Here is a 12660-nt window from a genome sequence, read left to right on the forward strand (position 1 = left end):
CATGCGGCCTCGCGGGCCTGGCGACGGCAGTAGCGTCGATGAGCGGGACCTTTTCGAGGAGGCTGTCATGGGTCTCGACCATCTCTGCGACGTGAGCTGGTCGAACCTGTGGCTCAACGACGTCATCGCGGTCGGCGAGGGCAGCATCGACGTCGAGCACGGACGCCTGGACCTGCGCTACTACGAGTACACGGTCGAGCTTCCGCTGCCTGACCTCGCGGAGCCTCTGGAGCGCCTCAGCACTCGATGACGTTGACGGCGAGCCCGCCGCGCGCAGTCTCCTTGTACTTCACCTTCATGTCGCGACCGGTCTCGCGCATCGTCTTGATGACCTTGTCGAGGCTGACGACGTGCGAGCCGTCGCCGCGCAATGCGGTGCGGGCGGCGGTGATGGCCTTGACCGACGCGATCGCGTTGCGCTCGATGCACGGGATCTGCACGAGCCCGCCGACCGGGTCGCAGGTGAGGCCGAGATTGTGCTCCATGCCGATCTCGGCGGCGTTCTCGACCTGCTCGGGCGTGCCACCCATGACGGCCGCCATGGCGCCGGCGGCCATCGAGCAGGCCGAGCCGACCTCGCCCTGGCAGCCGACCTCGGCGCCGGAGATCGAGGCGGTCTCCTTGTAGATCACGCCGATCGCACCGGCAGTGAGCAGGAAGCGGACGATGCCGTCGCGGTCGGCGCCGTTGACGAAGTTGGCGTAGTAGTGCAGGACCGCCGGGATGATGCCGGCCGCGCCGTTGGTCGGGGCGGTGACGACGCGCCCGCCGGACGCGTTCTCCTCGTTGACGGCCAGCGCGTAGAGGGTGATCCAGTCCATCCCGCGCAGCGGGTCGTCGGTCGTGCCCTCGAGGCGCAGGCGCCGAGCCAGCTCGGGCGCGCGACGGCGTACGCGCAGGCCTCCCGGAAGCACGCCCTCCGTGTCGATCCCGTTGCGGACGCACTCCTTCATGACGCGCCAGATGTCGAGCAGCCCGTCGCGGACCTCCTGCTCGGTGCGCCAGGACAGCTCGTTCTCGAGCATGATCCGGGCGATCGACTTGCCGGTCTCCCTGCAGTGCGCGAGCAGCTCGTCACCGGTGCGGAAGGGGTGTGCGACCGGCGTCGAGTCCTCGACGATCCGGGTCTCGCCGTCGGCGTCGCCACCGACGACGAAGCCGCCACCCACGGAGTAGTAGGTGCGCTCGAGCACCGTGGCGCCGCCGGCGTCCAGGGCGGTGAACGTCATGCCGTTCGGGTGTACGGGCAGCGTCTTGCGCCGGTGCAGGGTGAGGTCCTCGTCCTCGACGAAGTCGATCTCGTGCTCGCCCAGCAGCGCGAGCCGCTTCGTCGCCCGGATCTCGGCCAGGCGTCCCTCGACCGCTCGGGGGTCGCACAGCTCCGGCCGCTCACCGGTCAGGCCCAGCAGCACGGCCTTGTCGCTGCCGTGCCCATGACCCGTGGCGCCGAGTGAGCCGAAGAGCTGCGAGCGCACGCGGGCCACCTGGTCCATGACGCCCTCGTCCCGCAGCCGCTCCGCGAAGAGGGCCGCGGCACGCATGGGGCCCACGGTGTGCGAGCTCGACGGCCCGATGCCGATCGAGAAGAGATCGAAAACGCTGAGCGCCATGGTGTCCTGACTTCGTGTCGTCGTTGACGGCTGTCGCCCGGGGGTGTGGACGACCGCATGAGCGTACGTCCAGCCGTGTCCCCGGCGCACATGCTCGGCGCCCAGGAGGGCGTATGCCGTCCGCCGGGCCCTTTCGACGCAGGCGCGCTCGGGCGCCCTTGACCGATGCAAAGGCCGGGCCCAATCGGGACATTCGCGACCTATCGGATGAAATCGCTTGTGTGTCAGTTGAATTCGGATCAGACGCCGTCCCGCGAAGTGGTCTAACGCGGGGTTGGTCCGGGTATGTGCGCGCCACTCGGGGATCAAGGCGCCGGGGGAATCACGCGCCACCACGACAACAAGGGGAGCACCATGACGAAGAAGACCGTACGACTGCCACGCACCGCCGTGAGCCTGATCGCGGCCAGCGGGCTGGCTGTCACGGGAGCCGCAGCGCTCGCCACCGGATGGGTCGCCACGGCCACGCCCGGGGACCCGCACCAGGTGTGGGTGTGCAAGTACGTGCAGAAGCCGCACCAGAACGAGGTGCTGAAGGCCGGCAAGAACCCGATCCTGGTCGACTGGGCCTCACTGACCGGCAAGGAGCAGGCGCCGAAGATCGGTGCCACCTTCTCCGACGGACAGGACAAGTCGGTCGTCGTCCAGATCGGCGGCAGCAATCCCGGCGTGGGCGCGTGCGGCGTCTTCACACCGCCGACCAGCACGACCACCAGCGTCCCGGGCACCAGCACGGGCACGAGCACCAGCACCACCAGCGTCCCGGGCACGACCACCAGCACCACCAGTCTCCCGAGCTCGACCACCAGCACAACCAGCACGTCGACCGGCACAAGCACCGTGCCAAGCGGAGGCGGTGGAGGCACCGGCGGTGGAGGCACCGGAGGCGGTGTCGGCGGTGGTGTCGGAGGTGCCGGAGGTGTCGGCGGTGTCGGCGGTGTCGGCGGAGGCTCTGCTGGCGGTGGCACCTCTGGCACGGGCAACACCGGTTCGGTGCCGGGCGTCGGCGCGCCCCACACCGGTGGATCGGGCGACACCAACACCGTCAGCCCCTTGGTGGGGTCAAGCCTCGTTGCGGGCGGCCTCGCGTTGGCAACGAGCGAAGCGGTGCGCCGGCGACGCCAGGCCGCCGGACGCTGACAACGGAGGTGACCCGGTCACCGCGGCGACGCGGTGGCCGGGGCACCGGAAGGGAGTGCCTGAGCGATGGTCCGCTCTTGGCTCGTCAGACTCGCAGCCGCGATGCTGGTCGCCTCGGGTCTCTCGTTCCTGCCGCAGCAGACTCAGCCGCGGCTGTCAGGTGCTCCCACGCGCGTGAGCATGTTGCCCGCCACCCCGTCACCATCCGGCCAGTCGGCCACGTCGACGAGGCAGTCTCGAGATTCGTGCCGGGCCGGGGAGCCGAGACGGCTCGTGATCCCCTCCCTGGGGGTCGATGCGCCGTTCGAACGCATCGGACTGGACCATGCCGCCGAGCCGGACGCCACCGGACGGCTACCGCTCGGCAATCCGACCGACCGGACGAAGGCGGGGTGGTACGCCGCCGGTCCGCGGCCCGGTGCCGGGACGGGAACGGTGCTGACCAACGGACACACGTTCCGCAACGGCTCGGCGATCTTCCACGAGGACTTCGCTCGGCGCATCGCCCACGACCAGCTGATCGAGCTGCGGCAGGACAACGGGTCGGTGTGCTCATACCGCGTCACGCGGGCGTGGCGCGAGATCAGCGCCGACCGTGACTACCCACGGCTCGTCGCCTCGCAAAACCTCTACGACTTCTCCGGGCCGGAGCGGCTCCTGCTCGCCACCTGCGGCGGCAGCTGGAACGCCGTCACCGGCAACTTCGACGACATCAGCGTGGTTCTGGCCCTCCCTGTCAGCAGATCCTGACCGGACCAGGCGCCGGCCGAACGCCAGAGTGCGTCTCGTCGGTCGACTCCTGGGGCGGCCTTCGGTCACCGCCTGCGCAAATCAGACATTAGGCCCAAACATACCTAAAATTTACGGACACTTGGTAATTCTTTTAACTTTCTTCGCGGATAGGCTATTTCGCTTTACCAAAACCAGATACAAATGCGCTGTTCAGGTTTCAGGCGCGGGGGGACAACGATGCGCCGCCATGACTTCAAGGGGACAGCTACATCATGAACCAGAGGACTGTGCGACTTCCGCGTCGCGTCATCACCTTCGTCGCCGCCGGGGGGCTCGCAACGGCCGGAGCAGCAGCGCTCGCGACGGGGTGGACCGCTTCGGCCACCCCGGGCGACGCACACCAGGTCTGGGTGTGCGCCTACGTCGGCGCGGAGGCCGACAAGGTGCTCAAGCCGGGCAAGAACCCGCTTCTCGTGGATGAAGCCGTGCTCGAGAACGGCAAGTTCCGCGGCTCGCAGGACGACGCCGTCATCGTCGACAGCGGCGACGCGCTGTGCCCCGGTGGGACGCCGGAGCCGACGACCACGGCGGTGGCCACCACCACGGAGCCCACCACGACGGTCCCGACCACCACCGAGCCCACCACCACGGTGCCCACCACCACCGAGCCCACCACCACCGAGCCCACCACCACGGGCCCGACCACCACGGTCCCGACCACCACGGTCCCGACCACCACGGTCCCGACCACCACGGTCCCGACCACGACGGAGCCCACCACGACGGAGCCCACCACGACGGAGCCCACCACGACGGTGCCCGGGGGCGACGGTGGCGGCGATGGCGACGGTGACGGCACCCCGACGGTTCCGGTGACGACGACGCCGACCACCACGGTCCCGACCACCACGGTCCCGACCACCACGGTCCCGACCACCACGCCCACCACGACGGTGCCCACCACGACGGTGCCCACCACGACGGTGCCCACCACGACGGTGCCCACCACAACGGTCCCGACCACCACGGCGCCCGCGGTGCCGCCGACCACGACCACGTCTGACGGCGGCGGCAAGAGCAGCGATGCGGGTGGCGCGACCGGCGTGGTGCCCGGCGTCGGCGCCCCGCACACGGGCGGCGAAGGCGACCTGCCGTCCACGAACCGTCTCCTCGGATCTGGCCTGCTCGCCGGCGGACTCGTCCTGGCAGCCGCCGAAGCAGCGCGCCGTCGCCGCGAGAACACCAGTCGTTGAGAGCTGACGGAGCCCGGCCACCGCTCACGAGCGGAGGCCGGGTCCGGGCTCCCGGCAACCGGGAGGAAGGGCAGACCGATGTGGCGACGCTGGGTCGTGGCGACCATCGCTGGGGTGCTCGTCGGTGCCGGCCTCTGGTACCTCCTGCCGCATCCGGGCGCCCTCCCCTCATCAGGCGCGGCCGCCGTGCCGGCCTGGCCTGACCCGGCGCTCACGATTGCGGAGCCCAGGGGCGAGCCGAGCCCCTCGGCACCGAGCACACCGCAGTCCACCAAGCGCGAGCACGGCAGCTCCTGTCGGGTCGGCCAGCCCGAACGCCTGCTCATCCCGGCGCTGGGAGTCGACGCACCCTTCGAACGGATCGGGCTCGACCCTGCCGGACGCCGTGACGCCAGCGGCCAGCTGCCCCTCGGCACGCCGACCGACCGCACCCGCGCCGGGTGGTACGCCGCCGGTCCACGCCCGGGCTCCGGCACCGGAACGGTGCTGATCGACGGGCACACCTACCGCAACGGCTCGGCGATCTTCCACGAGGACTTCGCTCGGCGCATCGCGCCCAAGCAGCTGGTCCAGCTGCGGCAGGACAACGGCTCTGTCTGCAGCTACCGGATCACCACCGTCTGGCGGGAGATCAACTCGGCGCACGCATACCCCGAGCTCGTCGCCTCGCAGCACCTCTACGACTTCTCGGGCCCGGAGCGGCTGCTGCTGGCGACCTGCGGAGGCAGCTGGAACGCGAGCGCCGGCAACTACGACGACATCAGCGTGGTCCTCGCGGTTCCCGTCAGCTGAGGACCTCGTCGATGGCCTGGGCACCATCGTTGAACGGCAGGATGCGGCGGGCGGTCGACTCCGGGTGCGCGACCACGGCACGGATGACGTGGGCAACGTTGTCGCGCGACACCTGCCCACGCGGGATCTCGTCACCGGTCTCGATGTGGCCCGTCGCGGCGTCCAGAGTCAGTGCGCTCGGGCGCAGGATCGTCCAGGCCAGGCCGGTGCCCTGCAGGTGTGCGTCCGCCGCGGTCTTCGCCTCGGCGTACGGGTAGAAGGAGTGGTCCTCGGGCACGCCGTGGTCGGGCCCGGCGCCGAAGTAGGACACCATGACGTAGCGCCCGACGCCCGACTGCACGGCGGCGTCCATCGATCGGATCGCGGCGTCGCGGTCGACGGCATACGTCCGCTGGGGACTTCCGCCGCCGGCGCCGGCGGACCACACGACGACGTCGCTGCCGCGCACGAGCCCGGCGATCTCGTCGGTCGAGGCGTGCTCGACGTCCAAAACGGCTGCCGTTGCGCCGGTTGCCTCGACGTCGGCCACGTGGTCGGGGTTCCGCACGACGGAGGTGACGTCGTGGCCGTCGGCGACGAGCAGGGGGGCGGCGAGAAGCGCGACCTTGCCGTGGCCGCCGATGATCGTGACTCGGGACATGCCTCCACCCTCTCAGCCCGCGTCGAGAAGCGCACCTGGCGCAAGCCAATCGAAAGAGCAGTTCGTCGCCTCGGCGGACGAACTGCTCTTTCGATCTGGGTGGAATCAGTCGCCGCGGCCGCGGCCGAGGAGCCAGCCGATGACGACGCCGACGACGGCTGCTGCGGCGTAGCCGGCATACCGCTGCATCAGCACCGGCATGACGGCCGAGCCGAGGTCGAGGGCGGCGTCCTCCTCGATGTCGGCGGTGACGCGGCGCGGCGGTGGCACGGACTCCGGCATGTCGGCCGGGGTCGCGCCGACCGTCCCGGCCGCCACGGCAGCCGGACTCGGTACGCCGTCGACCGTCGCGGGGGCCTCGGCGGCCCCCCCCGCTTCCGTCTCCGCCCCCGTCTCCGTTTCCGGCTCGGCCGGCGGGCCGCCCAGCTGCTTCTCGATGCAGGCCACGAAGGCCTGGAGCAGCTTGTCGGAGACGTCCTGCATGACGCCCCGGCCGAACTGCGCCGGCTTGCCCGTGACGGCGAGGTCCGTGACGACGTCGGCCTTGGTGCCGCCGCCCTCGGCGCCGGTGAGCTGGATCGTCACCGTGGCGCCGGCCGTGCCGTTGCCCCGCTTGTCCTTGCCCTTGGCCTCGATGACGGCGTGGTGGGCGAGATCGTCCCGCTGCACGAAGGAGCCGGACCCGGAGTAGACGAGTGCGATCGGGCCGAGCTTGACCTTGACGGTGCCGGAGAAGCCGTCGTCGGTCACCTCGGTCACGGTCGCGCCCGGGAAGCAGCTGCCGACCCGGTCGAGGTCCATGAAGAGGTTCCACGCGTCGTCGACCGAGGTGGGCACGGTGAAGGAGTGCGTCAGCTCCATCCGGCGATCACGCCCCCGCCGCGGCGAGCACCGCGCGCCGGGTCAGCACCGTGGCGAGGTGCTTGCGGTAGTCGGAGTCACCGTTGAGGTCGGACGGCGGGTTGGTGCCGTCGGCCACGGAGGCGACGGCCGCACGGACCGCCTCGTCGGTGGCAGGCTTCCCGACGAGGGCCTCCTCCACCGAGCGTGCCCGCAGCGGGGTCGAGCCCATGTTGGTCAGGCCGACCCGGGCCTCCGCGATCGAGCCGCCCTCGCTGCGCACCGCGGCCGCGACCCCGACGATCGACCACTGGTGGCTGACTCGCACGAACTTCTCGTAGTGCGAGCCCCAGCCGGTGTGCTTCGGCACGCGGATCTGGGTCAGCAGCTCGCCCTCGCCGACGGCGGTGGTGAAGAGGTCCTCGAAGAAGTCCTCGGCCGCCACGGTGCGCGTCGAGCCACCCGGCCCGGCGATGACGAGCTCCGCCTCCAGTGCGAGCGCCGGTGCGCCGACGTCACCAGCGGGGTCGGCGTGCACGAGCGCTCCGCCGATGGTGCCGCGGTGGCGGATCTGCGGGTCGGCCACGGTCTGGATCGCCTTGGTCAGCAGGGCCGCATGGGCCCCGACGGCCTCGGAGGCCAGCACGGCGGCATACGTCGTCATGGCGCCGATGACGATGTGGTCGCCGTCCTCGGAGATGCCCTGGAGCTCCGGGATGCGTCCGAGGTCGATGACGACGCCGGGGGCGTTGAGCCGCATCCGCAGGATCGGCAGCAGCGACTGGCCGCCGGCGAGCACCTTGGCGTCGTCGCCGTGCTCGGCGAGCGCCGCGACGGCCTCGTCGACGGATGACGGCGCGAGGTAGTCGAACTGGGCGGGGATCACGACTGGCTCCCTTCGCTCGCGGCGCCGGGACTGGCAGCGCCAGGGTCCTGGTTGGGTGTGCCCTCGTCGAAGTGCGGCTGTGCGTCGCGCTCGCCCTCGTAGGACACGGGCCGGCCGGCCTGGATGGCGCGCCACACCCGCTCGGGGGTGCACGGCATGACGATGTCGTCGACGCCGAGCGGGCGCACCGCGTCGACGATGGCGTTGACGACGGCCGGCGTGGAGGCGATGGCTCCCGCCTCGCCGACGCCCTTGGTTCCCAACTTCGTGTAGGTCGACGGCGAGACCGTGTGGTCGGTGACGAAGCTGATCGTGTCGGCCGACGTCGGCAGCGTGTAGTCGACGAAGGAGCCGGTCACGAGGGTGCCCTGGTCGTCGTACTCCGCGCCCTCCCACAGTGCCTGGGCGATGCCCTGGACGAGCCCGCCGTGAACCTGGCCCTCGACGATGAGCGGGTTGATGATGGTCCCGATGTCGTCGACGCAGACGTACTTGCGCATCGTCGACGCGCCCGTCTCGGTGTCGACCTCCATCGCGCAGAGGTGCGTGCCGTGCGGGAAGGAGAAGTTCTCCGGGTCGAAGGTCGCCTCCCCGTCGATGTTCGGCTCGATCCCGTCGGGCAGGTTGTGGCCGGTCCACGCCGCGAGCGCGACCTCGGACATGCCAAGGCCCTTGTCCGTGCCCTTGACGGCGAAGCGCCCGGCCGTGAACTCGATGTCGTCGACGCTGGCCTCGAGCAGGTGGGCCGCGATCGGCTTCGCCTTCTCGATCACCTTGTCGGCGGCGCGCACGACGGCCTCGGCCCCGACGACGAGCGAGCGCGAGCCGTAGGTGTCCATGCCCTTGGACGAGATCTGCGTGTCGCCGTGCAGCACCTCGACGTCCTCGAACGGGACGCCCAGGCGGTCGGCGACGATCTGGCTCCACGACGTCACGTGGCCCTGGCCGTGCGGGGACGTGCCGGTGATGACCTCGACCTTGCCCGTGGCGAGCATCCGGATGGTCGCGCTGTCCCAGCCACCGGCGCCGTAGTTGAGCGCGCCGAGGATGCGTGACGGCGCGAGCCCGCACATCTCGGTGAACGTCGAGACGCCGATGCCGAGCTGGACGGGGTCGTTGCTCTCGCGACGGCGGCGCTGCTCGGCGCGCAGCTCGTCGTAGCCGAAGAGCTCCTTGGCCTTGACGGTCGCGGCCTCGTAGTTCCCGGAGTCGTAGGTCATGCCGGCGACGGACGTGAAGGGGAACTCGTCGTGGGTGATCCAGTTCTGTTCACGCACCTCGAGCGGGTCGCGGCCCAGCTCGGCGGCGAGCTCGTCCATCATGCGCTCGATGGCGAAGGTCGCCTCCGGCCGACCGGCCCCGCGGTAGGCGTCGACCCACGTCTTGTTGGTCAGCACCGTGCGGATCGTGAGGTGGTAGGCGGCGAACTTGTAGATGGAGTTGAACATCCACGCGCCGAGCACCGGGGTGCCGCCGCCGACGAGCCCGACGTAGGCGCCGAGGTCGGCGAGCAGCTCCACCTTGAGCCCGGTGACGGTGCCGTCCTTGCGGGCGGCGAGCGTCAGCTTCTGCCACTGGTCACGCCCGTGGTGGCCGGAGAGCAGCGACTCGGACCGGGTCTCTGTGTACTTGCACGGTTTCCCGAGCCGGCGGGCCACCGCGATCGTCGCGAACTCCTCGGGCGTCGTCTGGAGCTTGCCGCCGAAGCCACCGCCCACGTCGGGCGCGATGATGCGCACCTTGGACTCGGGTATGCCGGTGGTGGCCGCGACGAAGAAGCGCAGGATGTGCGGCACCTGGGTCGAGGTCCACACGGTCATCTGCTCGCCCGTCGGGTCGCAGACGGTCGAGCGCGGCTCCATGAAGGAGGGGATGAGCCGCTGCTGGCGGATCTCGCGCTCGAGGACGATGCCGTCCTCGCGGGCCTTGGCGATCTCGTCCTCGACGTCGGTGCCCGAGCCCTGGGCGGCGGAGTCGAGGGTCCACACCGCGGAGGTGTTGGTGCCGAGGTCGGGGTGTGCGAGCACCTCGTCCTTGACGGCTTCCCTCAGGTCGAGGACGGCCGGCAGGTCGTCGTAGTCGACGTCGACGAGCTCGGCGGCGTCCCGGGCCTGGGCGGCCGTACGGGCCGCGACGACGGCGACGATCTCGCCGGCGCAGGCGACGTGGTCGACGACGACGGGCAGGTGGTCCGGTGACTTCTGCTCGTTGTTGAGCGGCCAGGCCGTCATGACCAGGCCCTGGCCGTCCTTGATGTCCTGACCGGTCACGACGCCGACGACGCCCGGGGCCTGCCGCGCCTCGTCGGTGTTGATGGCAGTGATCCGCGCGTGGGCGAAGGGGCTGCGCACCATCGCGAGGTGCAGCATGCCGGGCAGCTGGATGTTGTCGGTCCAGCGGGTGCGGCCGGTGATGAGGCGCTGGTCCTCCTTGCGGGTGCGGGCCTTGCCGATCTCGAGCTCGGGAGCGCTGGTGTCGGCGCGGTCGTCGGTGACCGTCATGACGACACCGCCTGCGAGCTCATCCCGCTCATGGACCCGGCCGCCTGCTGCACGGCCTTGACGATGTTGTGGTAGCCGGTGCACCGGCACAGGTTGCCCTCGAGGCCCTCGCGGATCTCCTGCTCAGTGGGGTCGGGGTTGTCCTTCAGCACGTCGCAGGCCTGCATGATCATGCCGGGCGTGCAGTAGCCGCACTGCAGGGCATGGCACTCGTGGAAGGCCTTCTGAACCGGATGGAGCTCTCCGTCCGTGGCGAGCCCCTCGATCGTCGTCACGTCGTGACCGTCGGCCTGGACGGCCAGGACGTTGCACGACTTCACGCTCGTGCCGTCGAGGTGCACGGTGCAGGCACCGCAGTTGCTCGTGTCGCAGCCGATGACGGTTCCCGTCTTGCCGAGGCTCTCGCGAAGGTACTGGACCAGAAGGGTCCGAGGCTCGACCTCGTCGGAGTAGCTCACCCCGTCGACGGTCACACTGATACGGGTCATGCTGTCGTCCTCCTGCCACGCTGCAGTTGACATCGTTGACTTCCCCAGGGCTGAGTGTGTCTCGCCTTCAACTACTTCACAAGGGCAGCGGAGAACCGTCCACCCCCCGGTTCCACACGGCATACGGAAGAGACAAGACTGTCGGCATGACTCTTCACGCCGACGACTACCAGGCCGCACGCAGCCGTTACGACTCGATGACCTACCGCCGCACCGGCCGCTCAGGCCTCGACCTGCCGGCGGTCTCGCTCGGGCTGTGGCACAACTTCGGCGACGACGTGCCCCTCGACCGCCAGCGCGCGACCCTGCGCCGCGCGTTCGACCTCGGCGTCACGCACTTCGACCTGGCCAACAACTACGGCCCGCCCTACGGCTCGGCCGAGCGCAACTTCGGCACGATCTACGCTCAGGACTTCAAGCGCTACCGCGACGAGCTGATCCTCTCGACCAAGGCCGGCTACGACATGTGGCCGGGCCCCTACGGCCAGGGCGGCGGCAGCCGCAAGTACGTCCTGTCCTCGCTCGACCAGTCGCTGGCCCGGATGGGCGTCGACTACGTCGACATCTTCTACTCCCACCGTTTCGACGAGACGACGCCGCTCGAGGAGACCATGGGCGCGCTCGACACGGCCGTCCGTCAGGGCAAGGCGTTGTATGCCGGCATCTCGAGCTACTCGGGTCCGCGCAGCCAGGAGGCCGTCGAGATCCTGCGCTCCATGGGGACGCCGCTGCTCATCCACCAGCCCAGCTACTCGATGCTGAACCGCTGGGTCGAGGAGGACCTGCTCGACGTGCTCGGCAACGAGGGCGTCGGCTGCATCGCCTTCTCGCCGCTCGCCCAGGGCATGCTCACGGACAAGTACCTGAACGGCGTCCCGGAGGGCTCGCGCGCCTCGCAGGGCAAGTCGCTGTCGACCGACCTGCTGAGCGAGCAGAACCTCACGCACATCCGCGCCCTCAACGAGATGGCGAAGGAGCGCTGCCAGTCGCTCGCGCAGATGGCGCTCGCGTGGGTGCTGCGCGACGAGCGCGTCACGTCGGTGCTCATCGGTGCCTCGTCGACCGGCCAGCTCGAGGACAGCCTCGGCGCGCTCGACAACCTCGACTTCTCCGCAGACGAGCTGAAGACCATCGACCAGCACGCCGTCGAGGGCGGCATCAACCTCTGGAAGACCTCCAGCGCCCACTGACCGATGGCGTATGCCGTGTGCCCGGGACCGCGCGACGCCGCGGTCCCGGCGCACGGGGCCGCTTGTAGCGTGGGACGCATGCCGGACATCGCGCCCCACACCGCTGTCGCGGTCAGCATCCAGGAGCGGCTCTACCCCGACCTCCCGTGCTTCGGCTGCGGTCCGGGCAACGCGAAGGGCCTGCAGCTGCGGAGCTACCCGCTCGGTGACCGCACCGACGACGGCGTCACCGCCCGCTTCACGCCGTGGCCCGAGCACGACAACGGGCTCGGCTACCTCAACGGCGGCATCATCGGCACGGTCCTCGACTGCCACAGCGCGGCCGCCGTCATGCTCGAGGCCGAGCGGCAGGGATGGCCACCGCTGCCGGGCGCTGACCTCTCGTACGTGACGGCGGGGCTCGACGTCCGCTACCTGCGGCCCGCGCCGCTGCACGACGAGGTCGAGCTGCACGCCCTCGTCACCGAAGCCGACGAGCCGCAGATGACGGTCGCGGTGGAGCTGCGCTTCGACGGCAAGGTGCGGGCGCACGCCACCGCCGTGTGGAAGCGCTGGCGTCCGCGCACCTGACCCCCGCCGATGGAAAGA

At 70.3% G+C, this 12660-nt stretch carries 13 protein-coding genes; 7 read left to right on the top strand and 6 right to left on the bottom strand.

Annotated elements, in window-relative coordinates:
- Positions 1–67: 67 nt before the first annotated feature.
- Positions 68–250 (top strand): hypothetical protein, encoded by a 183-nt coding sequence (locus AC3WRT_RS07580; protein ID WP_492720860.1) that lies wholly within the window; start codon positions 68–70, stop codon positions 248–250.
- Here AC3WRT_RS07580 and AC3WRT_RS07585 read toward each other — a convergent pair.
- Positions 237–1610: an L-serine ammonia-lyase gene (locus tag AC3WRT_RS07585; protein WP_492720861.1), complete on the bottom strand. Its 1374-nt coding sequence runs from the start codon at positions 1608–1610 to the stop codon at positions 237–239. The two genes, AC3WRT_RS07580 and AC3WRT_RS07585, sit on opposite strands and share 14 nt — an antisense overlap.
- Before the next feature lie 354 nt (positions 1611–1964).
- On the opposite strand from AC3WRT_RS07585, the gene AC3WRT_RS07590 reads away from it, so the two are divergent.
- The 4 genes from AC3WRT_RS07590 to AC3WRT_RS07605 all read left to right on the top strand — a co-directional run bounded on the left by AC3WRT_RS07590 (position 1965) and on the right by AC3WRT_RS07605 (position 5527).
- Positions 1965–2750, top strand: coding sequence for a hypothetical protein (locus AC3WRT_RS07590; protein ID WP_492720862.1), 786 nt, complete (start codon positions 1965–1967; stop codon positions 2748–2750).
- Between the two features lie 273 nt (positions 2751–3023).
- Positions 3024–3500 (top strand): class F sortase, encoded by a 477-nt coding sequence (locus AC3WRT_RS07595; RefSeq protein WP_492720863.1) that lies wholly within the window; start codon positions 3024–3026, stop codon positions 3498–3500.
- 254 nt (positions 3501–3754) lie between these two features.
- A complete protein-coding gene (locus AC3WRT_RS07600; protein ID WP_492720864.1) occupies positions 3755–4735 on the top strand; it encodes a hypothetical protein in 981 nt (326 codons plus the stop codon).
- A gap of 96 nt (positions 4736–4831) precedes the next feature.
- Positions 4832–5527 carry a class F sortase gene (locus tag AC3WRT_RS07605; RefSeq protein ID WP_492720865.1) on the top strand — a complete coding sequence of 232 codons (696 nt, stop codon included), beginning with the start codon at positions 4832–4834 and terminating at the stop codon, positions 5525–5527.
- Here the strand turns inward: AC3WRT_RS07605 and AC3WRT_RS07610 are convergent.
- From AC3WRT_RS07610 to AC3WRT_RS07630, 5 genes are all read right to left on the bottom strand, one after another.
- Positions 5520–6167 carry an SDR family oxidoreductase gene (locus AC3WRT_RS07610; protein ID WP_492720866.1) on the bottom strand — a complete coding sequence of 216 codons (648 nt, stop codon included), beginning with the start codon at positions 6165–6167 and terminating at the stop codon, positions 5520–5522. The genes AC3WRT_RS07605 and AC3WRT_RS07610 overlap by 8 nt on opposite strands.
- A 105-nt stretch (positions 6168–6272) precedes the next feature.
- The gene (locus tag AC3WRT_RS07615; RefSeq protein ID WP_492720867.1) at positions 6273–7028 is read right to left on the bottom strand and encodes an SRPBCC family protein; all 756 of its coding nucleotides are present in this window, start codon (positions 7026–7028) and stop codon (positions 6273–6275) included.
- A gap of 7 nt (positions 7029–7035) precedes the next feature.
- Positions 7036–7893 (bottom strand): FAD binding domain-containing protein, encoded by an 858-nt coding sequence (locus AC3WRT_RS07620; protein WP_492720868.1) that lies wholly within the window; start codon positions 7891–7893, stop codon positions 7036–7038.
- On the bottom strand, positions 7890–10394 hold the full coding sequence (locus AC3WRT_RS07625) for a xanthine dehydrogenase family protein molybdopterin-binding subunit (RefSeq protein WP_492720869.1): 2505 nt from the start codon (positions 10392–10394) through the stop codon (positions 7890–7892). The genes AC3WRT_RS07620 and AC3WRT_RS07625 overlap by 4 nt, the downstream gene beginning before the upstream one ends.
- Positions 10391–10882: a (2Fe-2S)-binding protein gene (locus AC3WRT_RS07630; RefSeq protein WP_492720870.1), complete on the bottom strand. Its 492-nt coding sequence runs from the start codon at positions 10880–10882 to the stop codon at positions 10391–10393. Before AC3WRT_RS07630 ends, AC3WRT_RS07625 begins: the two co-directional genes overlap by 4 nt.
- Positions 10883–11028: 146 nt before the next feature.
- Between AC3WRT_RS07630 and mgrA the strand changes: the two genes are divergently transcribed.
- Positions 11029–12072 (top strand): L-glyceraldehyde 3-phosphate reductase, encoded by a 1044-nt coding sequence (gene mgrA, locus AC3WRT_RS07635; RefSeq protein WP_492720871.1) that lies wholly within the window; start codon positions 11029–11031, stop codon positions 12070–12072.
- A 78-nt stretch (positions 12073–12150) separates the two neighbouring features.
- A complete protein-coding gene (locus AC3WRT_RS07640) occupies positions 12151–12642 on the top strand; it encodes a PaaI family thioesterase (RefSeq protein WP_492720872.1) in 492 nt (163 codons plus the stop codon).
- Positions 12643–12660: the final 18 nt, after the last annotated feature.

The sequence above is a fragment of the Terrabacter sp. FW104-15G4B genome (assembly GCF_058790095.1).